Raw genomic sequence first — 24,095 nt, forward strand, 5'->3', positions numbered from 1 at the left:
TTCTTAGAAAACCAAAACTGCTATTGCAAATAGAAATGAAGATGCAATTACTAATTTTGTAATTATTGAAAAATCATTTCTTCTTTCTTTTGCAAATACACTTCCGTAATTAAAATCAACAACGTGAGAATCGTTTAATAAAACTTGTTTCATAATTATCGATTTATTTTTTGTTAGCGTTTGAATGACACAATTATTTAATATCATTCAACTGAATAGAAAGATGCAAGAATTATGCTAAACTTCAGTTCAAATATTCCAATCGAATATAGATTAAAAACAGGGTGGTAGTGATGAATTGTAAGTGGTTAATTTTCAGACGACATTTCAGACGAATAAAATGTCCAATCCTACAATAACTGACCTAATCCTCTCGTATCTTTTTTAACCTTCTTTGAAGGGTTCTTTCGCTTACTCCAAGTATAGAAGCTGCTTTCCGAACATTGTTATTTAATATCCCCATTACATTAATAATATGTTTTTTTTCTGCTTCTTCAAGAGAAACTAAGATTTCAGATTTTTTCAGTTCATTTTCAACTATCTCTGTAACTTTGGGTATTTCAACCACCTCTAATCTTTGATTATCCTCTGATTGAACGACAGAATTAAAAATAATATTTTCAAGTTCTCTTACGTTGCCAGGGAAAGGATAATTTCTTAATTGAGCAATAGCTTCTCTGGTTAAGCCTAAAACATTTTTATTGTAAGTTTTATTAGCAACTTTAATAAGATTGTTTGAAAGTAAAATTACATCATTTCCTCTTTTTCGTAATGGCGGCAAACTTATGTGCCCTCTGTTAAGGCGATAATAAAGATCTGCTCTGAAATTTCCCTTGTTAACTGCATCAACAAGGTCTCTGTTGGTAGCCGCAATAATTCTAATATCCAGTTTTACCGGATTGGAACTTCCGATTTTAAATATCTCATTGTATTGAATAGCCCTTAAGAGTTTTCCCTGAAGCTCTTTCGGTAGCTCACCTATCTCATCTAAAAAAATGGTACCGCCATTTGCAGCTTCAAAATATCCAATTTTATCATTAGTGGATCCGGTAAAAGAGCCTTTCAGATTACCGAACAATTCACTCTCAAACAATGAGTGTGAGATTGAGGCAAGATTAACAGCTACATAAGATTTGTTTTTTCTTGGAGAAAGATCATGAATTTTTTTTGCAATCAAATCTTTTCCAGTACCAGTTTCCCCAACAATTAAAATAGTCTCATTTGTTGGAGCGAATATTTCAACAAGATTGAAAACTTTACGCATTGCATCGGAATCAGTAATGATGTTGGAAAATTTATTTCCATCAACGGCAGTTACTGGAGAATCACCTCTTAAAACATCCCTTTCTTTTTCAAGAAGTTTATAACCGATTGCACGCCTTATCGTCAGAAGCAATCTATCTGTATCAGGCGGTTTAATTATAAACTCATAAGCCCCGAATTTTATTGCTTCAAGTGCGATATCTTTGTCATCAACTGCTGTTACAACAATTACCGGGATATTAGGATATTCGGGAGTAATTTGTTCTAACAGTTGTAAACCACTCATCTGAGGCATATAAATATCAAGAAGAATCAAATCAATCTTTTGAGTTTTTAAGATCTCTTTTACATTCAATGGATTTGATTCAGTTATTACATTTGAATAACCTTCTTGGTTAAGAATGCTTTTTAGCAAATCTAAATAAGCTAATTCATCATCAACTAATAATATTGTTTCTTTCAAAATAAAAACTTTCTTATTTCTTTAAATGTAAGAATAATGGAATGAATATTCCAGAATTGAAATATGTTTAAAAAGCCCAGTTAAATTTTACTCGAACCAAGAAACGATCTCAAACCCACCGGTGCCAGGGAAAAACGGAGGAGAAGCAACAAGAAACCGATCATCATATTTATAACGTTTTGCAAAACCAGTTGCAATGCTGCCACCACTTCCAATAGTACCAACTGCTCCTCTGGTTTTCTGAATAATTCCACCGACCAGATTTATATTTCCTCTAAATTTTTTACCACCGATCGGAGAATTACTATTATAGTTTTGAACACTGAAACCACCTTTTTCGCAATAGATTGACGCCTGGATGTTTATATCACTGCTGTTTGGTTTATTATCAGCTATAATTACATTATTTTCAGCACAAATACCAAGCAAATCTGTAGAATTAGGATTCTGTTTTGGATCTTTATTATAAACCAAGTCATCATCTAAATAAATTGTCCCCTTACTGCTTCCTGTAGATAGCGTACTATTACAAGCTACAGTGTATTGTCCCTTTACAGTTCCTTTAATACGAACAATAGAGTTTTTAGCAAATATCATTCCGTTATTTGCTGCTGTCGGAAGATATACAGTTGTGTAAGAAGCACTGTAGGAGTACTTATATTTTAATGAATCGTTAACAAAATATAAATAAACTGTATCTTTACCTGAAAACTTTAATCCATCTTCATCTGCAAAGGCTTCCAGCTCATCAACAGCATCTTTTGGTAAAGGCAAATCAACCCCAGACTCATAACCGCCTAAGAAATATGGTTTATGTTTATTCTTATTTTTGCTTTCATAATATTCAACATTTTTTAAGCTGCTTGCTTTGCCAAAAAATACCGGGCGATAGGCAGCTCTTAAAACATCTTGTGTGTGAAATGGACCCCAAACTGTATCAGTTCCATTCCACCAAATTGTTCCTCCTTCACTTACTGAGTAATAAGCAAATTTAGAAAACTTACTTGGTGAAAGAGTAACTATTACTGAACTGCTTGCACCATGGTAAGTTCCAGTAGAAGTGATTTTGATAATTTTTTTATATCCACCGCTATTTTGAACGGATACATTCAATGTTCCACCCGAGAAACTTTTATTTGAGTAACCATCTTCCCAGGTAGGATCAATAAATATCTGGTTAGAGGCAAGATTGGCACCGCTAACCGCGATGTTGTGTGCAATCATCTCACTATAGTAGTTTACCATATTACCAACTGAGTCAGTTGAAATACGACCAAAATTTTTAATTGCAACCATAAACAAAAGTGTAAAACCAATTATGGTTATAAATGTTGCTTTGCCCGCCATATTCTTTACCTGTTCCTTAAATTTCTTGATACCATTCTGATTTGACGCCAGAATGCTTTTGAATATTTCTGATCATAGGCATCAGTATTCTCAACTGTTAGGTTTATTTCAATTGATACTATGCCGCCATTTATACCAATTGGTGGTCTAAGAGTATCACCAAGAGCATCAAAAAAGACAAGCCGGAATTCTGTAATTCCTAAGTTTGCACTTTTATGCTGTTCTCCATTTAACACTCTATATAACAATCGGTCTCTTGGATTGGCAGTTGAGGATAGTTCCGATGTTGAGCCTAAATAATAATGTAATGAATCAACATTCCCATCAGAATCAATATCTGAATAAAACTTAATTTCAGATGAATCAGCATATAAAATTGCCTTGGTTGGATCCGGAATTAATGTCCAATCAGCACAATAACCTATCTTTCTAAAATCATATTCTATTATTTGAGCAGCGATAGCAAGATTTTGCTGTATTGTTAATTCACCGCTATTATTATAAGTCTTTTCAGTAATAGAATCGCTAAATCTAAAAGCGATTGACATTAAGACTCCGCCAATTATAACTGATCCCAGAATATCAAGTATTGTTGTAAATCCCATATTATCCTCTATCTGAAATGCCAGTAACTATAAATTGTTGACATCCTGATTGTGTCTTCCATTGATTCACTGGTTACGGTAATATCCATTTTTTTATGCCAGGTTCTTTTTCCCACTTTCACTTCAGGATTAGCTGCTTCGACATAATAAACCTCGCTGTAAACATCAAATTCTGCCGAAGGTAAATGTGTATAACGATGATGAAAACCATTATAATCATCAAAATCATCAAAAGTAGCACTTGAATCTTTTATTTCCCCTGCATTACGACCGAGAGGATAATTTGTGAGTGAAGAGCAGTCTGCAACTCCATTAGCCACAGTATTTGCATCAAAAGCTTTTTTACTTGCTTCCTCAATAAGTGATGTAGCCAAAGAAACAGCAAGTAATCCTAGTTTGGAATCCTGCATAACAGAATCGTTTACAAGAATAAAATTATTCATCTTCAGAATTGTTAATGATAATATTAACAATGCTCCAATACTAAAAAGCGTTTGACCAGTATTCATAAATTTAACCCTAAGTTGTCTCATTTGTATCAAACATCATGCAATTTAAAATCTCTTAGTGATACAGGATAGGTTTATTAATTAGAATTTTTTTTAGTTAGAATTTTAATCGGGAAAAAATTTACATCTGATCAGTAAATTTTACCTCAGAAACGTTGAAAAATATTAATTTTAAGCGACAAATATTTCGCCTAAAATAATACTTTACTCACAGTAAACTGATGAGAGTATTTTTGTATGCTATAAACAACAAAGAAATAAATAAAAGCATTGAACAAAAAGAAATTAAAGCGGCAAAATTTGGTTTTTAAAAACAATAGATAAGATTACTATTAGCAAGGTTAATACACAATAATAATTATTAAGTTTTTATATGGACAGTAAATACTTTTTAATTATTCAACCTGCATCCCATAAATTTTTTCTAACAAATTGGAGAGTGTCCTTTTCTCTGAATTCGTTAGGGCAGATGAAAAATAATTACCTAACACCTTCACTTCAGGATGCACTTGATTTAGAAGTTTAATTCCTTTTTCAGTTATCCGTGACATTGAAAGCCGTTTGTCTTTTTTTGAATTAAATCTCTCGACTAATTTGGCTTTGATCAGATTATCAATAATTCTAGTTACATCTGGTGCAGGTTCAATCATTCTGCTAATTATATCAAAGCGTGGATGACCTTCGGGATAGATACCTTTTAAAATTCTTAGAACATTATACTGCGGCATTGTTAATCCGTACTTACTCATAACTGCTTCGTACTTTGAGCGAAGAAAATAAGCAGTAACCAAAAGGTTTAACAGTACTTCCTGATTAAGATCTTCAAACTTGTCTTGTTTAAGCCATTGTTTAAGTTTTTTGCCCATCTTAAATAAATATTTTGTTTGTGTTATAACACCAAAGTTAATGCTATCTCATATTAATAAAAAGAGGTTTAATATGATTTTGTATGAAGTTTGTTTATTTAAGTAAAGGAATACAGCGGTGATGATGTATTAGAATAAAATAAATAAAATAATGGAATAGCAAATAATGGGATAATGATAATCGTTGATGTTTAATGATTATAATTAGGACTTTAAAACTCCGTCAATCCATCTTAAAATTTGCATAGCTTTCTCTAAGCATTATATTTACTTTTGATTTCAAAAATTTGTTGACAAAATAAAGTTTATGATTTTTCTTAATCCCGCTGTTTTATTAGGATTATTGGCTGCTTCAATTCCTATTATCATTCACTTGTTCAATCTTAGAAAACTAAAAAAGATTGAATTCAGCACACTTGTTTTTTTAAAGGAATTACAAAAAAATAAAATCCGGAAAATAAAACTTAAACAATGGATCTTACTTGCTCTAAGAGTTTTGATTATTTTGTTTGTGGTTTTAGCTTTTGCCAGACCGACATTACAATCAATACAGATAGGCGGAACAACTTCAGCTGCTAAAACTACTGCAATATTTATACTTGATGATACATTCAGCATGTCAGTTGTTGATCAAAAAGGATCATATTTTAATCAGGCAAAAGAAATTATTAAACAGATTATATCACAGCTTCAGGAAGGAGATGAAGTTGGTTTGATATTGGTTTCAAATAATTCATCTGAAAGTAAAATGACTTCTGACTTTTCAGAGTTTATTAAAAACCTTGATATACTTGATTTATCATATTCAACAGGCGATTTGAACACTTCAATTATAAAGGCTGCTCGACTGATTTCTGAAAGTAAAAATTTTAATAAAGAGATTTATATTTTATCTGATTTTCAGAAAAATAAAATTACAGATGAAATAACCCATAATGATTTAAGTGAATTGTTAAACGAAAAAGTCCGCCTTTATACTTTTGACATTGCTGATAAAGAAGTGTTTAATCTATCAGTTGATGAACTTAAGATTAATAATCAGATATTTGAAAAAGATAAAACAGTTGAATTTTCTGTAACTATTACCAACAACTCTGAGCAGGATATTAACAGTGCAGTGGTTTCACTTTTCATGAATAATGAAAGATCAGCACAAAAAAGTTACGATGTTAAAGCAAAGCAATCTGTAATAGTGAATATTGAGGCAGCTCCTAAAACAAGCGGCTTTGTTGATATGGTTGCAGAGATTGAGACTGATGAAGTCGAACAAGATAACAAGCGGTTTACAAGTATCTTTATTCCTGAAAAGATATCAGTTGGATTATTTACAGAAAGCCAAAATGATTTGACATTTGTTAATCTTGCTTTACAAACAACCGGTGAAAGTAAATATCAGATTGAAAGGAAAAATACTAATCAATTAACTACTCAGCAGTTAAGCAAATATCAGGTAATAATTATTTCTACTAATGCAATATTAAATGGTATTGAACAAATCAGGGATTATGTTAGCAGCGGCGGAGGACTGATTTTATTTCCTGCTTCAATTCCTGATGTTAGTTCATTCAACAGAACATTATCAAAGCTTAATCTGGGTAATTGTCAATCAATTGTTGGCAATGTTGGCGGAGATGAACTAAGAATAAAATTTGATAAGACTGATTTTAATCATCCGATGTTTCAGAACATTTTTAAGAGTGATGATAAAAAGAAATATGAATCACCTGAGCTTAACGCTTACTATAAATTGGCAAAGACTGGTAATCAGATAATTTCATTAATAGATGGCTCATCTTTTCTAAATGAGATAAAAATTGAAAAAGGAAAAGTTTTTGTTTTTAATTCTGCTCCGGTTCTAAGCTGGTCAGATTTTCCGATGAAAAGTATTTTTGCTCCTATGATAAATAAATCTGTTGTCTATCTTGCAGCAAAAGAAAGAGAGCAAAATATTTTTCTTGCCGGCGAGCAGATTAGTATCAACCTAAAAGGATCGAATCAGCTGCAAATCAAAATTGTTAAACCGGATAAATCAGAAGAGTTTATTAATTTGAATGATAATTCAGCAAAAGATTATTTAGTATATTCAAATACCAGCCTGGCAGGTAACTATAAATTTTATTCCGGTGATAAACTGATTGATGATATTTCTGTTAATACCGATCCAACTGAGTCAAAGACAGACTATGCAGATAAAAAAGATTTTGAGGATTATCTTTCTCAGATAAAATTTAACGGAGTTTATACTTCGATTGGCAAAGAAGAGAACATTTCTCAAAAAATTATGCAGGCAAGATTTGGATCAGAACTTTGGAGATATTTTTTACTCGCTGCTATAGTTTTAGCACTGCTTGAAATGACAATTGCAAGAAATACAAAAAAAGAATTGGAAGGAATTAAAAACGATTAAATTATTGCGAGCAGACTTCGACAAAGCAATCTTTAACATTCAATAGATTGCTTCACCCCCGATGAATCAAGGTTCGCAATGACAATCAAAAGAAAAACACTTTATGATAGACATTATAAAAAAAAATATTGAGCGGGCAATGCTCGTTTCTATTGATAACAAAGAATTTAGTAAAGAAGTTGTTGAAGAACATCTTAACGAACTTGAAGAACTTGCGAGCACTGCCGGTGCAGAAACTGTTTTCAAGATCATTCAAAGTAAAGCACGAATGGATCCGGCTTATTATATAGGCAAAGGTAAGGCAGAAGAACTCGCACAGCTTATTGAACTAAATGATATAAACATAATAATATTTGATGATGACTTATCGCCTGTGCAAGCCAGGAACCTTGAAAATCTTTTCAATCGAAAAGTAATTGATAGGAGCGGACTTATACTTGATATTTTTGCATCCAGAGCAAAAACAAAAGAAGCAAAAACTCAGGTTGAACTTGCACAGCTTCAATATATGCTGCCACGATTAACCAGAGCTTGGACGCATTTATCAAAACAGTATGGCGGAATCGGAACTAAAGGTCCGGGTGAAACACAGATTGAAACTGACAGAAGAATTATCAGAACCCGAATAACACATCTTAAGGAAAAATTAGCTCAGATCGAATCTCATCGTTCAACACAAAATGCCGGAAGAAAAAATACAACAAGGATTGCATTAGCTGGTTACACTAATGCCGGTAAGTCAACATTGTTTAATCTGCTTACAAATGCAGATGTTTTTGCCGAAGATAAATTGTTTGCAACACTCGATTCAACAACACGTAATCTTGAAGCTCACGAAACAGAGAGAATAATTATTACTGATACTGTCGGCTTTATCAGAAAACTTCCTCCGCAGCTTGTTGCATCATTCAAAAGCACATTAAGTGAAGTTCGTGAAGCCGATATTATTTTTCATATAATAGATGCTTCTCATCCTTTTTATGAAGATCAGTTAAAAGTTGTTGATGAAACTTTAAGAGAATTTGGAAGTAAAGACAAGCAGGTAATCAAAATATTTAACAAAATAGATCTGATAAAAGACAAAGCTAAAATTGATTTTATTCGTAACTCGCATAATGACTGCTTGATGATTTCAGCTAAACGAGGAATAAATATTTCGCTGTTAAAAGCCCGACTTAACGAAATTGTTGAAAACACTTTTGTCAGTGAGAAAGTTATACTTGGTTTGAACGAATCTAAAAAAGTATCTCAGATACATTCACTGGCTGAAGTTCTTAAAACAGAATATGATGAAGATGGAATAAAGGTCCATTATAAAACAAGTAAACAAAATGCAGACAAATTAAAGAAGATTATTTATGGCACTTAAAAAACTTATTGTTGATGGTAAATCACTTACACTTGACAAAATAGAATTTTTCTTAAACGAAAATCCGATTGTAACACTTTCAAGTGATTCAAAGAAAAAAGTAATTAAAGCCCGCAGGCTTATAGATAAATGGGTTAATGAAGGTAAAGTAATTTACGGAGTTACAACTGGCTTTGGTGAATTTGCCAATGTTTCGATATCAAAAAAAGATATTGAGAAACTTCAGGAAAATTTAATTATCTCACACTCAACTGGAGTTGGCGACCCGCTTCCACCGTTCATCGTTAAGATAATGATGCTGCTTCGTGTTAATGCACTTGCAGGCGGTCACTCAGGTATCCGTTTGGAAACTCTTGAGCTGTTAATTGCAATGATGAATAATAATATTATTCCAGTTATCCCTTCACAAGGCTCTGTTGGGTCAAGCGGAGATCTTGCACCCTTATCTCATCTTGTTCTTGCAATGATTGGCAAAGGCGATGTGCAGATTTATAATGATGTAATGAAAGATGATCAGCATAAAATTAAAGTTGTAAATTCTCCTGATGCACTAAAAAAGTTTGGACTAAAACCTGTTAAACTTGGAGCTAAAGAAGGTCTTGCTTTAATCAACGGCACTCAAATGATGACAGCTTTTGCATCATATATATGTATTGAAGCAAGAAAACTAAAAACAATTGCAGATATTGCCGGAGCACTTTCGCACGAAACTTTGCGCGGAACTGATAATGCTTTTGATTTACGAATACACAAGCTAAGACCATTCGCGGGGCAGATTGCTGTTGCAAAAAATATTCTTGCAATGATTAAAGATAGTGAAATTCGTGAATCACACAGAGAAAATGATCCGCGTGTTCAGGATTCATATTCAATTCGCTGTATTCCACAAATTCATGGCGCTTCAAGAGATTCGATTGATTATGTTTGTTCACGGGTTGAGATAGAACTTAATTCTGTTAATGATAATCCACTGATCTTTCCGGAAGATGAAGCTCATCTCGAAGGCGGAAATTTTCACGGACAGCCAATGGCACTTGCACTTGATTTTATGGCTATTGCATTATCCGAATATGCGAATGTTTCTGAACGCAGAACTGAAAGAATGTTAAACGGTTCACTGAGCAGTCTGCCAAGATTTCTAACAAAGAACGGCGGACTTAATTCCGGTTTGATGATTGCACAATACACCGCTGCTTCGCTTGTGTCTGAAAATAAAGTTCTTGCTCATCCAGCAAGTGTGGATTCAATTCCAACTTCTGCAAACCAGGAAGATCATAATTCTATGGGTTCAATCTCTGCAAGAAAATGTTATCAGATATTAAAAAATGTTCAATCAGTTTTATCGATAGAAATTCTAACAGCTTGCCAGGGATTGGAATTCCACAAACCGATGAAGTATGGAAAAGGAACGGAAGCTGTTTATAAACTTGTCAGAAAATCTGTTCAGCCGGTGTTAAATGATCGGATTATTTATAAGGATATTGAAAAGATAAGGGGATTAATATTGACTACCGATTTCTTAAGAGAAGTTAAAAAAGTTGTTGAATTAAATTGATCAAAGGATATAATTAATGAAAACATTTTTATTAACATTTGAACATGGTCCGAATTATCAATCAGAAAAAAGTTTTCATAATCAGCAAAATTGGGAAAATCATTCACGATTTGCTGATAAACTTTTTCTTCAGCATAGAGTTACAATGTGCGGAGCTTTGAAAGATGAGTCAAAGGTTATTGTTGTAGCCAATGGAAAAAGCGAAAGCTCAATTAGAAATCTTTTTAAAGATGATCCTTTTGTAAAAAATGGAGTTTTAATCCTGACACATGTTGATGAATGGGAGCTTTATCTGAACCCTGAGCAGATTGATGAGTAGAAGTGCAGATAATATTGATATCGATGTAATTGGAACAATGTCAGGCACTTCCTTAGATGGACTCGATATATGTTTTGTGAATTTTAAACTCGATAAAAATAATTGGGCTTATAAAATCCGCATAGCAGAAACAATTGAATATGATAACTCTATTAAAGATAAGTTAGCAAGTGCTCATCTGATGGATGCATTATCATTTTCAAAACTACACTTTGATTACGGAAAATATTTGGGCAAAGAGATAAAAGAATTTATTGATAAACATTCAATTGAACCCAAATTAATTTCATCTCACGGTCAAACTATTTTTCATCAGCCGGAATCAGGATTTACAACACAGATTGGCAAAGGCGCTTGTATAGCTGCAGAAACAGGTATAGATACAGTTTGTGATTTCCGTTCGACAGATGTTGCACTTAAAGGCAACGGAGCTCCATTAGTACCGATTGGTGATAGATATCTTTTTTCAGGATATGATTACTGCCTGAACCTTGGAGGATTCTCTAATATTTCTTTTGAAGATAATGATAAACGGATTGCTTATGATATTTGTCCAGTAAATTTTATTTTGAATTATTATATGAAGCAAAAAGGGAAAGAGTTTGACAAAGACGGCGAGACAGCAAGAAGCGGTAAAATAAATACCGAGTTGCTGAAAGCACTGAACTCAATTTCATATTATTCAAAAGCAGGACCCAAATCTCTTGGCAGGGAAGATGTTGAGAAAGAATTTATTCCATTAATTGATTCGTTTAATTTGACAGTTAAAGATATACTGAGCACATATTGTGAACATATTGCATTTCAGATTGGAAGAGAAATTAAACGGGGAAAAGTTTTAATTACAGGCGGTGGAGCATTTAATAAATTTCTGATTGAACGAGTGCAAAACACTGCTCTACAACACAATTATCTGCTACCTGATGAACAAACTATAAATTTCAAAGAAGCCTTGATCTTTGCATTTCTTGGAGTTTTGTATAATTACAATTTAATAAACTGTTTATCATCTGTAACAGGTGCTAAATCAGATTCGATATCAGGTTCACTTTATAAAGCAGTATAATTATCTCATTTTAAACAAAGCCGCTAAAGATTATTCGTAATAATCAATCTTGCATCCACATCCATCCCATTTGCGCTCGTAATAATCAAGGCGTTCCTGAATAAATGAATCAGCTTCTTTTATCGAATTCATTTTTCTCAATAAAACTTCCTTATTAAAAGTAATTTCCTGAATAAACAGAATACCATTATATTTTAATAAACGGATGCTGTCAGAAAGGTAAGTGTTCTCCTCTCTTAAAATCTCTGCGCTCTTTAGCAAAAGCTCGAGTTCGCGGTCTTCAATAATAATATATTTTGAATTTAAGGCTTTTGAAAATATTTCTTCAATTGTCATAACGAAAATAATTTTATTCTATTTGATGGTTATTTGTGATAAAAGTTGCAGAAAAAAATTACTGTGAATTTACTACTAAAACAGGGCAGGGCGCATTGTTAAGAATTCTTTCAACACGAGGTCCGAGATAGAGTTTATCCGAACCTGGTCTAACAGCAGTTCCGAGGATGATTAAATCAGAATTACTTTCCTTCGCCATTTTTAGAATGACTTTGTCAGGTTCTTCACCAATTTTTATTTCAGCAAATGAATTAACATTAAAAGATTCGCCTAACTTTTTCAATTCTTCTACTGTCTGATTAGCAAAAGTCAATCTTCTTTCTCTAAGACTGCCTTCAATATCCAAAGCTGAATAACCTTGCTTGCTTTCAACGACATTTAAAATGTGAACCTGATCTTGTTCGAGATATGCAATTCCAAATGCAACTTCGGCTGCATGCTTTGATGCTTTGCTTCCGTTAGTGGGGACTAAAATACTGCAAGGCTTCCAATCCTCAGATATTTCACTTCTCTGAACAACAATGCTTGTGCAAGGAGATAACCTGACAAGATTATCAACAATAGGATTAAACAACATATCCGAATTTTTATTTCTTTCAGTTGCACCGACTATCAGAAGATCATAATCTTTTTTTACTTCCTCAAGAATACTTTCGAGCGGATTGCTGCTTACAACAACCTTTTTAGTAACCGGCATTTGAGTAAAAAACTCTCCAAGCATATTAAGATATTGCATACTTGCAGCTTTTTCTTCTTCACTTGAAATAGTAAAGAGTGTAACACTTAAATCAGTTTTTCTGCTTAGTCTTTCCAATATTCTGGCTTCGATTAGCTTTGTTGGGGTTGACTGATTAACTGCTCTTGTTCGGACAGGAAGAAGTACGCGATGAATCTTATTCAAAATATTGTCTTTTAACTTCTCTTCCTTTTCCAGTCTTTTTATTTCTGCTTCCTCAATCTTAACGTGCTTTAAAGTCCATCTGAGCATAAACGGAGCCATTAGAGAAGTAACTACCGACATAATTATAATTAGAGAAAAAATTTCTTGTGAGATAATTCCCACAGATAATCCTATCGTAGCAATAATTATTTGAATCGCACCACGGGCATTTAAGCCGGAGCTAAATGATAAAGCTGTCCAATGATCGCTCTTTCCATATAAACGTGCACCAAGATAAACCCCGGCTATCTTACTTACTGTTGCTATTGCTATTAATCCAATACCAATAATTAAAAGCTCGGGTTCTAACAAAGGGGTAAGATTTACTTTTAATCCGGCAGCAGCAAAAAATATTGGTGCAAAAATTCCAAAAGTAATGCTTTCTAATCTGTCTATTGATTCTTCAGGAATAGCGGGTATCCGTGAAAATACAATGCCGGCAACAAAAGCTCCAAGCACAGCTTCTAATCTTAAAGACTGGGCAATTGCTCCGAGTCCTACACTGAATAAAATCAAAATTGTTAAAATTTTATATTGACTTTGGATTGAGTTCTGTGCAAAACTGATAGTTTTTGCTGCAATCCATTTGCCGGCAACAAAACTTACTGAAATAAACAGCGCAACTTTTCCGATAGAGAATAAAACATTTTGTGCAGTTATTACTCCAAATTCTATTAGTCCAAGTACTATTGATAAAACAATCCACGCGGCAGTATCATCTATCATCCCGGCAGCAATTGTAATTTGACCGATATCTCGTCGGATTAAATTTAAATCAATTAATACTTTTGCAATTACAGGTATTGATGAGACTGAAATTGCAGTTGCAATAAACAAAGAAAAGACAATTCTTTTTGAAGGATCAATTAATAACGAATCGGGTATTAGGAAGCAAAATCCAAATCCAAGAATCAATGGTAAAATCAAGCCGCCTATAGCAGTTCCAAAAGCTTTTTTAGAATGATGCTTAATCAGAGCAAGGTCAGTTTCGAGACCTGTTATCAATAACAGCAGCATTGCTCCAATTAAACTTACAACTTCAAGCAGGTTTGTTCCATCTATTGACTTAACGGACATAAAATCCGAAAATCCCGGGATTGCCCCAAGCAGCGAAGGACCTAAGATAACACCCGCCAGTATTTCACCAATTACACTTGGCTGTCCGACTTTTAAAAATATCTCACCAAGTATTCTTGCAAAAAGCAGCAGCAAGAAAAACTGAAAAAGCAGATATAAAATATCGTTATGAAATGATGCTTCAATCATTTGGTTTTCTATCAAGCCTTTAATTTAGTTTTATTAATAGATTAAATCGAAATAATAATTATTGAATTTAAGATGCAAAGTAACTAAAAGAACTAATATAATAAACGGAGGTAAAGGCTGGTTTAATCACTTATTCTTATCAGTTAAAAAATTAAAAGAATATGAATGTTAAATATTTCACTTCCATTTTACATTTAGCTAATTTTGATGAGTAAAATAAAGAGATTTTTGAATTAATAAGAGAAAAATCAGGAGTAAAAAATGACAACAATAATTGATGTTTTTGGACGGGAAATTTTGGATTCAAGAGGTAATCCGACTCTGGAAGTTGAGGTTGTTCTTGATAGCGGAGTTATTGGCAGAGCGGCTGTTCCCAGCGGCGCTTCAACCGGCGAACACGAAGCAGTTGAATTAAGAGACGGCGATAAGTCCAGATATAATGGTAAAGGTGTTCTTAAAGCAGTTGAAAATGTTAATGAAAAAATTGCAGATCATATAATAGAATTTGATGCAACTGAACAAGCTGCTATTGATAATATGTTAATAGAATTGGACGGAACAGAAAATAAAGGAAACCTTGGAGCTAATGCAATGCTTGGTGTTTCACTTGCATGTGCAAAGGCATCTGCCGAAGCTTTAGGATTATCATTATACAGATATATCGGAGGCGTTAATTCGCGTACACTACCGGTTCCGATGATGAATATTCTTAATGGAGGAAAGCATGCTGATAATAATGTTGACTTTCAGGAATTTATGGTAATGCCATTTGGTGCACCGAGTTTTAAAGAAGCTTTAAGAATGGGCGCCGAAACTTTTCACGCATTAAAATCTGTTTTAGTAAAAAAAGGTTATAATACTGCTGTTGGTGATGAGGGAGGTTTTGCACCAAATCTTAAATCCAATGAAGAAGCAATTGAGGTTATTCTTGAAGCAATAAATAAAACTGGCTATAAGGTTGGAACAGATATGGGCATAGCTTTAGACCCGGCAGCAAGCGAATTTTTTATTAGAGAAAAAAACGCATATCATTTATTTAAATCTGCTCCTAATCAACTAATACCGATTGAAAAAATGGTTGATTACTGGGCAAATTGGGTTAGACAATACCCGATTGTATCAATTGAGGATGGCTTAGCTGAAGATGATTGGGAAGGCTGGAAATTATTAACTGAGAAAATCGGAGGTAAAATTCAACTTGTAGGCGATGATTTATTTGTAACTAACACAGATAGACTTGCTAAAGGAATCGAGCTTGGTGTTGCAAATTCAATTCTGATTAAAGTAAATCAGATTGGAACATTAACTGAAACTCTTGATGCAATTGAAATGGCAAAGGTTGCCGGTTACACAAATGTTATCAGTCATCGTTCTGGTGAAACTGAAGATACTACAATTGCTGATATTGCTGTGGCAACCAATGCAGGTCAGATTAAAACCGGTTCAGCTTCCAGAACTGACCGAATTGCAAAATACAATCAGCTTTTAAGAATTGAAGAAGAGCTTGATTCAACATCATTTTTTCCGGGACTGGCAGCATTAAACTACAACGGTTAAATTCATTGTGTTTAAGGCTGGTCTTTTTGTTATTACCTGACAATAAAGACTATGAAGAATTTAATGTACTCGATTCCGAAAGAGAATTTACGATTTAGAAATTCTTTTAGCTTCAGAAGTCTTTTGCTGCAAAGAAGGCGATTATAACAGTAATACTTTATGTATCGTTTCATATACAAGTATGGATGTCAAATAAATTAACTTTTAATAAAACATTATTATTTCTAAAAATATTTATAAACAACTAAGAGATTAATATGGTTATTAACTATCTGGAAAACAGTAAACAAATTATTAAAAAAAATAAAATTGAATTTGTTGACCTGAAAGCAATAGATTTATCTGGAAGACTTCATCATATAACTCTTCCTGTTTATCCTGATGTTCTGGATAAACTGATAAGTGAGGGGGTAGGGTTTGATGGCTCCAGTTACGGATTCAGAAAAGTTGAAAACAGTGATATGATTTTAATACCTGATCTTTCAACCGCAAGAATTGATCCTTTCCGCGAAGCACCAACATTAAGTTTTTATTCTCATATTGTTCTTACCGATGAAAAGAGAAGTCCGTTCAGTCAGGATGGAAGATATCTTGCGAAAAAAGCTGAAGAGCTTTTAAAGAAAACAACCGGTGCAGATAAATCTTTGTGGGGACCTGAATTTGAATTTTATATCTTCTCTAAAGTTGAATATGATACAAGAACAGAATCCTCTTTTTACCGCATTGAAAGCGGAGAAGAGTTTTACAAAAAAGGCTATCACGCTGCAAATCCTTTTGATGAATTTGATGACTTTAGAGATGAAGCTTGTAAACTCTTAAGAGCACAGGGAGTGGAAGTAAAATATCATCATCACGAAGTTGGTGAAAAGGGACAGCAGGAAATAGAAACTTATTTTAGTGATTTATTAACAACCGGCGATAACATTGTAACAGCTAAATATATACTCTTCAACTATGCTAAGCAAAAGGGGCTTAACATTACCTTTATGCCTAAACCAATGTTTCAACAGGCAGGCAACGGAATGCATCTGCATTTCTATCTTACTAAAAAAGGAAAGAATGCGTTTTATAAAAAAGGTGAGTATGGAAATATAAACGAACTAGGAAGATATTTTATTGGCGGAATGTTAAAGCACGGACCGGCACTTGCTGCGTTTACTAATCCAAGTACTAACTCTTATAAAAGATTAGTCCCGGGATTTGAAGCACCTGTTGCATTAACCTATGGGCAGGGGAACAGGGCAAGTGCAATAAGAATTCCAAAATATATTTCTAATCCTGATGAAACAAGATTTGAATACCGTCCGCCTGATGCTACTGCAAATCCATATTATTGTACTATTGCAATGCTACTAGCTGGTATTGATGGTGTTGTTAATAAAATTGATCCGGTTAAAGAAGGATATGGACCAATTGATAAGAATTTTCTTGACCCAAGCTATACTGAAAAGATTCATTTTCTTCCAAGGAATCTTGAAGAAGCTCTGGACGCTTTGGCAGTTGATAATGATTTCTTAAAACGCGGTGGAATTTTTACAGATGAACTGCTTGATCAATGGGTCAAAATAAAAAATGAAGAAATTCATTCTATAAACACTATGCCACATCCGTTTGAATTTAAGATGTATTTTAATCTATAAATAGATTTCTTTTCTTCGATTTAACTGCCCGTTAATTACAAAGTTAACGGGCTTTTTTTTGCTTTTTATAATTTATTATTGATATGTGCGGTTGGTATTCTTAAAGAAGTTTGGTGATTTACACTTTTTAATATTTATTTGTACCCATATGTTTACTGAAACAGTTTAAGACAAAGTCGAAGGGTAGTTTTTACTCAAGATTATAAATCTGAAAAACGCTCTTAAATTACTATAAGAACTCTTAAAGTTTATCACCTTAAATTCTCAAATAGTTTATCAATAGAATATTTATTTCTTTTCTCGTTTAAAAAGGTTACTCGAATTTTATTTAACTATGATTAAATATTATTTCAAATTACTGTTTATCCTTATGTCGTATATTGGTGAGTTAAGCGCAGTTCTTACCGCATTTCTTTGGTCCGGTACTTCATTAGCATTTTCATCTGCTACTGAAAAAATTGGTTCACTTCAGGTAAATATCAGCAGATTATTGTTAGCGTCAGCCTTTCTTATTGTAACAATATTTTTGATGGGTTATAATTTTAATCTGTCTGAATCTCAGTTTGTTAATCTGATTATAAGCGGTGTTATTGGTTTAGTAGTAGGTGATTCATTTCTGTTTAAAAGTTATCAATTAGTTGGTGCACGGATTAGCATGCTGCTAATGTCCCTTTCGCCGGGAATGTCTGCTATCTTAGCATTTGTATTACTCGAGGAGCGAATAACACCGGTAGGTGTTTCAGGTATTTTTATAACAATTGCAGGAATAATGCTTGTAGTTCTTGAAAGGAATAATGGATCAAAATATAAAAATTCCAGATTAGGGATAATTTATGGTTTTATTGCTGCACTTGGGCAGGCAACAGGATTGATATTTGCAAAGTATGCGTTTGATGAAGGATATCTAGCTGCATTTGTTGCTACCTTCGTTAGAATATTTTCGTCTGTTCTGATCATTCTGCCGCTGGCATTTTTGTTTAAAAGATTTAGTAATCCATTAACTATGTTTACTAAAAACAAATCAGTATTCGGTTCAATATTTTTAGGGACAATCTTAGGTCCCTATTTGGGAATTACATTTAGTTTAATATCTATTGAATATACAAAAGTTGGAATTGCTGCCACACTTATGGCAACTCCACCTATAATTATGCTTCCAATGGTAAGATATCTTTACAAAGAAAAATTATCATGGCGTGCTATAATAGGTGCTTTAATTGCAGTTGTTGGTGTTGGTTTGATGTTCTTAAGCTGAGAAATGTTATAAGGTTAAAATAATAACTTGCTTTTTAGGTTGTACAAAAAGTAGTAGGCTTTAGCTTGTACAAAATTTACAAAGTTGCTGAATTAAGGACGCTGAGTTTTTATACTCTTTGTTAACTAAATACCTTCTTAACCTTTCAATATTTTTTTAAAGTTACCTCAGTTAGTAAACAACGGAGTTTTCAATCAGAAATTTAAAAAGACAGACTAAATATTTCTTCTTATTTTATAACATAAAACAGGTGGGATAGTTTCTCAATTCCCACTTCAATTCCAATCACATATTTAAGTACAGAAGCAGCAGCTTCAAGATTTAAACCCACAAGCAATTTTACATCTGAATGGTATGATACAGCTTAAACCATTTAGATCAGTGAGTTTCAGGTTTAAGATTTGAGTGAGAAAAATTTTAGGATATAGTAAAATCCGCTTGTGTGATTAGTTACAACTTTTAAGCTTATTTAGATTAAATAAAAATAAAAGATTATATTTGTTCAGTAAACTGTTAAAAAAAAGATAAGTTATGAATAAAATAAGTATCAGAAACGGAATTTTTGCGTTTCTTTTAGTGTTAGTTTTAATGCCGATTGGGCATGCATTAATGGTCTTAAATGATGAACTATTAGCAGATCAAAAATATATTGGAGCTATCGCTTTAGGCTTTTTAGGAATTGTGCTGCTCATTTCTGGAATAAAAATAAAATCTAACGAAACCACTGCTACAATACTTGGATTTTTAGGAGCAATTCTGGTATGGACTGGTTGGGTGGAATTCTCGTTTATGTGGATTGCGGAGAAAGAAAATGTTGCCAATCTGGTTAAAGGCGATATTATCATTACAAAACGAGAATATCTCGTAATGTTATCATCACTGGGTATTTTAATGACTATGACATTTTATTTCCTGTTTACAAGAACTAATTGCACTTTTTTTATCTGGTTTCAAAAAGTGTTTGGATTCAGAGAAGATATCCTGACACAAACAGGCTATAAAAAACCAAATGCAGTAGTAGTATTTGGAGAAACAATTATGATTGTCTGGTTCTTCTATATTCTCTTATTAATTGTTTACGATGATAAAATTGCCGGCGACCATCATTGGGCAACTCTTGTTGCTGCATGGGGTTCATTGCTCTGGTCTATCTATTTGATTAACCGGCTGTTAAGAATTATGTCATTTGATTATGCAATACGCTATGCAGTTCCAACTGTTGTTATTTTCTGGAATTTCATTGAGATCGTTGGTCGCTGGGGTTTATTTAAAGAAATTTGGGTACATCCTTTAGAATACTTGTTTGAAGTTTCTCTGTTCTTTATTTCGTTGGCAGTGCTTTTATTTTTCATTATAAGAAATCCTTCTTTTAACAGAGATCGAAAGATGACGACTTAAAGTATTTAATTTTTTTCTTCTTTCTTTTGTACTAAAACCACTTCTTTGTTGTTATTAATCTTGGATTAAAATGACAAAGAATTTGGTTTTTAAAACTTAATCTCATTACCAGAATTAAAACATATTTAGCACTTCAGTTGATTAAATATATTTTAATAATTTCCTCACATATTTCTGTCATTTCCGATAATTACAGAAGATACAGATGCACTTAATAGAAAAAAGGATTGTTACACTTCTATTTAATAATATTGATAAATCAGTTATCAAAATGCTGTGTTATTGCTGAAAGTTTGACAAGAGAAAAGTTATAAAAGATTTATGGAATATCAGGTAGTCAGGGTCAGATGATATGTTCATCACTGCGAAAATTTTCTCTGCATCTTAATATTTCACACCAGTCTAAAATGAGCTATAAGTCTGTTATTTGTTTAATCCCGACAGTGTTAATTCTATATTCTCCCTATTCGTTTCAATCAAAAGTACAGAGAAATATATTTGATGTAATTACAGCGCTATTTCGCCGCGTTCATTAGTTCTGATCTTAACTACATCATCAACAGTGGTTATAAATATTTTACCATCGCCCGGGTTATCAGTTTTTGCATTTTCCTGAATTGCTTTAACAACTGCTTCAGCCAGCTTATCATCTACAACCACTTCAACTTTTGTACGAGGAACAAACTCAACTTTTTCATAAATCACTTTATCATCAGCTGATTTTGCTCTGCCTTTTCCAAAACCAATTATTTCAGAAATTGTAACTCCGGGTAATCCTTCAATCTGTTGAAGAGCTTCAATTACTTCCAATAATTTGATTGGTCTGATTATCGCTTTAATCTCTTTCATTTTTAGGTCCTGCAAAATTGATTAATGTAATTTAATTACAACGTGAATTTAAAGAATAATAAGCAATAAATAGTATTATTCTAATAAGTTCTGAATAGCTGGAGAGTATTAGATTTTATCTGATTATCCTCTTGTGAATAAAGCATGACAATATTTTTACAATTCGCTGACAATTGAGCATAAACAACTTTCTAAATTTCCACAAGACCAATTAGAGATATAGAAGTGAAAACAAAAATAATTTTAATTGTATTATTCTTGATTGCCAATCTATTCCCTCAGGTTAGAGAAATTAAATCAATTTCTTTCCTCAGCCAGGGTGATTTTGAAGTTAATTTCTCAACGAGTCTCGGTGCGGCATTTTCTCGCTATCATTCAACTAATACAGACAAGTCTTTTAATTTTTATGATTCGACCTACTCTACAAACACATATAGTTCTGACCATTCCGGCAGAGATTTTCTATTTTTATTAAGTGCATCAATTGGTTATTATTTTATTGATGGATTAAGCTTTGAACCAGAGTTAGAAATTAACTTGATTAGTTCTGATGAAATTTCAGTTTCAATATTAGCTAATCTTACTTACAATATTAGAACTTCGAGCAATAAAGTTATTCCTTATATAAAGCTTGGCTATGGATTGGGTAACTATTTAACCGATTACAATTATTATGGTGGTTCATCTGATAATTCTCTGGACACAAAAGTATTTAATGCTGCCCTCGGTATTAAGCTGGCACATAATCCGGGGTTAGTAATGCGACTGGAATTAAATTATAAATCCTATAGTAATGTTAACTCATACTCATATAGCAATTCATATAGTCAGACATCAACTGAAACAGAATCGGGTATAGATGCTCTTTCAATTGCGTTCGGATATTCAATATTATTTTGAAAATAATTAGAGAGGACAAAAGTGAATAATATTCGAAATTTTATTAATTCAATTTCCTATCAGTCTATAATTATACTGATTAATATTGGATTAATTTTGCAAACCGCATGCGGAGATTCGAGGATCGGAAGAATATTACAACCGCCTGAACAATTTGAACCAATTAAGGGATCGGAGGATTTACCATACTTAAAACTACATATGCAAAATGGAGATCTGTATGTGTTAGAAAATTGGTTAATAGACACCGATGCTGATACTGTTAATGGTAAAGGTAAACTATTTAATCTAAGCAGAGAGCTGATTGCTGAAAATAATTATAAAGTACCGATGAAGGATATTGTTTTGGCTGAGACAAATAAAATCAATTCTACTGGCAGTGGATTACTTGCTGCTTTAACAATAATTACAGGAGTATTTACAATTATTTGTATTGCTAATCCGAAAGCTTGTTTTGGCTCCTGCCCCACTTTTTATACTTTTAATGATGATGATTACATTGTTCAAACTGAAGGATTTTCATCAAGTATTTTACCATCTTTAGAAGAAAGAGATCTGGATGCGTTATACAGAGTTAAACCGAATAACCGGAATTTTTCAATTCAATTACGAAATGAGGCATACGAAACACACGTAATCCGATCGGCTAATTTATTAGCATTACAAAAACCAGATAATGGAAGGGTATTTTCTACTAAAGATGGAAAGTTTTATCAAGCAGTAAATTTAAGAGAAGCAAATTCGATTGTTGCTCCGGAAGGAAATATATCAGAAAAGCTTTGTTCGTTTGATGGAGTTGAAAGATTTAGTAATGCTGATTCGATTAATTTAGCTGAAAGGGAAACTATTGAAGTTGATTTAGATATTCGCGGATCAAACAATCCCGGAATTGTTATTGCCGCACGACAAACATTACTTACTACTTTTCTTTTTTATCAGACATTAGCCTATCTCGGATCAACTGCCGGAGATTGGTTAGCTAATGTTGAGCGCAACGGGGCACAGTTCAAATCCCTTCTGGAAAATCCGCGCTCAGTTCTGGGTAATATTGATGTATTGATGCAGAATGAAAAAGGTGAATGGGAAAAAGTTGGTGAAGTTGGTGAAACTGGTCCGATTGCTACTGATATTAAAATAGTTCCATTAAACAAGAATATTTATCGTGGGTCCGAAAGTTCATCATCAAAGATAAGATTGAGAATGGCTAAAGGACTTTGGCGGATAGACTATCTGGCAATTGCTGATATTGGCAATGAAGTTAAACCAGTAATGATTCCTCCAACTTCTTCAACACCTTCATCTTTTGATAATAGTAATATAGTTGAGTTGCTTACTAATCCGGATTCTGTTTTGATAACATATCCGGGAAATGAGTATTTTCTTAATTACATATTACCTGAAGACTATGATAATTATGAATTATTTATGGAGAGTCAGGGTTATTATCTTGAATGGATGAGACAGGAATGGTTAGGAGAAGAAAACCCTGATAAAGTTTTTCAAATGCTATTTAATCCACAACAATTTTATAAAGATCTTGCACCTCAGTTCAAGAATATTGAAGCTGAGATGGAAGAAAAATTTTGGAGCAGCAAATATGTTTTACCATAATAAATTACTTTACCTTTTGGCAATTATATTTCCAATTATTTTTTTGGGATGTGCAACTAGTTATGCGCCAAACGGATGGCTGTCTGAAGCAGAAGATATACCTACAAATATTTACGGCGGATGGATTACAATTGTTACTAAGCCCAATAACTTACAAACTGAAGAAACTTCCATGCAATACAGCGGTGAATTTATTTCAGTTGACAGTACAACAATCTACTTACTTTACGATTCAGTCTATCAAATTCCTAAAAATATTATAAGAAATAGCACTCTTGAATTATATCAAAAGAAAACAAAGAGTTACTCAGCTTGGACAATTCTGGGTACACTAAGTACTATTTCAAATGGGTTTTTCCTGGTAGTTACTGCTCCGTTATGGCTTGCAGTGGGAATTCCAGTTACAATTAGTGAATCGTCAAGAGATAATTATGAAATGGAATATCCTGATGATGCATATTGGAATGAAGTGAAGCAATTTGCAAGGTTTCCACAAGGAATTGACAAAGCTGACTTAAACCAAATTAAGCTTTATTCGAATTTTGAGGAATAGGATATAAAAATCATTCTGAAT

The 24,095-nt window shown here is 33.0% G+C and carries 21 protein-coding genes; 12 read left to right on the forward strand and 9 right to left on the reverse strand.

Annotated features, from left to right (window positions below; all coding sequences use genetic code 11):
- Window positions 1-3: 3 nt before the first annotated feature.
- The 6 genes from ROY99_06190 to ROY99_06215 all read right to left on the reverse strand — a co-directional run bounded on the left by ROY99_06190 (window position 4) and on the right by ROY99_06215 (window position 5,053).
- Window positions 4-153, reverse strand: a complete 150-nt coding sequence (locus ROY99_06190) for a hypothetical protein (protein MDT3695965.1) — start codon at window positions 151-153, stop codon at window positions 4-6.
- Between the two features lie 211 nt (window positions 154-364).
- Window positions 365-1,726, reverse strand: a complete 1,362-nt coding sequence (locus ROY99_06195; GenBank protein MDT3695966.1) for a sigma-54 dependent transcriptional regulator — start codon at window positions 1,724-1,726, stop codon at window positions 365-367.
- 87 nt (window positions 1,727-1,813) lie between these two features.
- Entirely contained in the window at window positions 1,814-3,073 is a 1,260-nt protein-coding gene (locus ROY99_06200) for a hypothetical protein (protein ID MDT3695967.1), read from the reverse strand.
- Between the two features lie 5 nt (window positions 3,074-3,078).
- The gene (locus tag ROY99_06205; GenBank protein MDT3695968.1) at window positions 3,079-3,678 is read right to left on the reverse strand and encodes a hypothetical protein; all 600 of its coding nucleotides are present in this window, start codon (window positions 3,676-3,678) and stop codon (window positions 3,079-3,081) included.
- 8 nt (window positions 3,679-3,686) lie between these two features.
- Complete coding sequence (locus tag ROY99_06210; GenBank protein ID MDT3695969.1) at window positions 3,687-4,187, reverse strand: hypothetical protein; 501 nt, start codon at window positions 4,185-4,187, stop codon at window positions 3,687-3,689.
- A gap of 395 nt (window positions 4,188-4,582) precedes the next feature.
- Window positions 4,583-5,053, reverse strand: coding sequence for a hypothetical protein (locus ROY99_06215; protein ID MDT3695970.1), 471 nt, complete (start codon window positions 5,051-5,053; stop codon window positions 4,583-4,585).
- Window positions 5,054-5,360: 307 nt separating this feature from the next.
- Between ROY99_06215 and ROY99_06220 the strand changes: the two genes are divergently transcribed.
- The 5 genes from ROY99_06220 (at window position 5,361) to ROY99_06240 (ending at window position 11,769) form a co-directional block, all read left to right on the forward strand.
- The gene (locus ROY99_06220) at window positions 5,361-7,460 is read left to right on the forward strand and encodes a BatA domain-containing protein (GenBank protein MDT3695971.1); all 2,100 of its coding nucleotides are present in this window, start codon (window positions 5,361-5,363) and stop codon (window positions 7,458-7,460) included.
- A gap of 103 nt (window positions 7,461-7,563) precedes the next feature.
- On the forward strand, window positions 7,564-8,829 hold the full coding sequence (gene hflX / locus ROY99_06225) for a GTPase HflX (protein MDT3695972.1): 1,266 nt from the start codon (window positions 7,564-7,566) through the stop codon (window positions 8,827-8,829).
- On the forward strand, window positions 8,819-10,384 hold the full coding sequence (gene hutH / locus ROY99_06230; protein MDT3695973.1) for a histidine ammonia-lyase: 1,566 nt from the start codon (window positions 8,819-8,821) through the stop codon (window positions 10,382-10,384). Before hflX ends, hutH begins: the two co-directional genes overlap by 11 nt.
- A gap of 16 nt (window positions 10,385-10,400) precedes the next feature.
- Window positions 10,401-10,703 (forward strand): hypothetical protein, encoded by a 303-nt coding sequence (locus tag ROY99_06235; protein ID MDT3695974.1) that lies wholly within the window; start codon window positions 10,401-10,403, stop codon window positions 10,701-10,703.
- The gene (locus ROY99_06240) at window positions 10,696-11,769 is read left to right on the forward strand and encodes an anhydro-N-acetylmuramic acid kinase (protein ID MDT3695975.1); all 1,074 of its coding nucleotides are present in this window, start codon (window positions 10,696-10,698) and stop codon (window positions 11,767-11,769) included. The genes ROY99_06235 and ROY99_06240 overlap by 8 nt, the downstream gene beginning before the upstream one ends.
- 30 nt (window positions 11,770-11,799) lie before the next feature.
- Here ROY99_06240 and ROY99_06245 read toward each other — a convergent pair whose 3' ends face one another.
- Window positions 11,800-12,105 carry a hypothetical protein gene (locus tag ROY99_06245; GenBank protein MDT3695976.1) on the reverse strand — a complete coding sequence of 102 codons (306 nt, stop codon included), beginning with the start codon at window positions 12,103-12,105 and terminating at the stop codon, window positions 11,800-11,802.
- Window positions 12,106-12,163: 58 nt separating this feature from the next.
- Entirely contained in the window at window positions 12,164-14,311 is a 2,148-nt protein-coding gene (locus ROY99_06250) for a cation:proton antiporter (protein MDT3695977.1), read from the reverse strand.
- 261 nt (window positions 14,312-14,572) lie between these two features.
- Between ROY99_06250 and eno the strand changes: the two genes are divergently transcribed.
- The 4 genes from eno to ROY99_06270 all read left to right on the forward strand — a co-directional run bounded on the left by eno (window position 14,573) and on the right by ROY99_06270 (window position 20,161).
- A complete protein-coding gene (gene eno, locus ROY99_06255; protein ID MDT3695978.1) occupies window positions 14,573-15,868 on the forward strand; it encodes a phosphopyruvate hydratase in 1,296 nt (431 codons plus the stop codon).
- A gap of 257 nt (window positions 15,869-16,125) precedes the next feature.
- Window positions 16,126-17,508: a type I glutamate--ammonia ligase gene (glnA, locus tag ROY99_06260; GenBank protein MDT3695979.1), complete on the forward strand. Its 1,383-nt coding sequence runs from the start codon at window positions 16,126-16,128 to the stop codon at window positions 17,506-17,508.
- Window positions 17,509-17,878: 370 nt separating this feature from the next.
- The gene (locus ROY99_06265) at window positions 17,879-18,763 is read left to right on the forward strand and encodes a DMT family transporter (GenBank protein MDT3695980.1); all 885 of its coding nucleotides are present in this window, start codon (window positions 17,879-17,881) and stop codon (window positions 18,761-18,763) included.
- Window positions 18,764-19,294: 531 nt separating this feature from the next.
- The gene (locus tag ROY99_06270; protein MDT3695981.1) at window positions 19,295-20,161 is read left to right on the forward strand and encodes a hypothetical protein; all 867 of its coding nucleotides are present in this window, start codon (window positions 19,295-19,297) and stop codon (window positions 20,159-20,161) included.
- A 507-nt stretch (window positions 20,162-20,668) separates the two neighbouring features.
- Here the strand turns inward: ROY99_06270 and ROY99_06275 are convergent.
- The gene (locus ROY99_06275; GenBank protein MDT3695982.1) at window positions 20,669-21,010 is read right to left on the reverse strand and encodes a P-II family nitrogen regulator; all 342 of its coding nucleotides are present in this window, start codon (window positions 21,008-21,010) and stop codon (window positions 20,669-20,671) included.
- Window positions 21,011-21,235: 225 nt separating this feature from the next.
- Here ROY99_06275 and ROY99_06280 point away from each other — a divergent pair, with 225 nt between their 5' ends.
- The 3 genes from ROY99_06280 to ROY99_06290 all read left to right on the forward strand — a co-directional run bounded on the left by ROY99_06280 (window position 21,236) and on the right by ROY99_06290 (window position 24,074).
- The gene (locus ROY99_06280) at window positions 21,236-21,910 is read left to right on the forward strand and encodes a hypothetical protein (protein ID MDT3695983.1); all 675 of its coding nucleotides are present in this window, start codon (window positions 21,236-21,238) and stop codon (window positions 21,908-21,910) included.
- A gap of 96 nt (window positions 21,911-22,006) precedes the next feature.
- Entirely contained in the window at window positions 22,007-23,521 is a 1,515-nt protein-coding gene (locus tag ROY99_06285) for a hypothetical protein (GenBank protein ID MDT3695984.1), read from the forward strand.
- Entirely contained in the window at window positions 23,508-24,074 is a 567-nt protein-coding gene (locus ROY99_06290) for a hypothetical protein (GenBank protein ID MDT3695985.1), read from the forward strand. The genes ROY99_06285 and ROY99_06290 overlap by 14 nt, the downstream gene beginning before the upstream one ends.
- Window positions 24,075-24,095: the final 21 nt, after the last annotated feature.

The sequence above is a fragment of the Ignavibacterium sp. genome (genome assembly GCA_032027145.1).
GTDB lineage: Bacteria > Bacteroidota > Ignavibacteria > Ignavibacteriales > Ignavibacteriaceae > IGN3.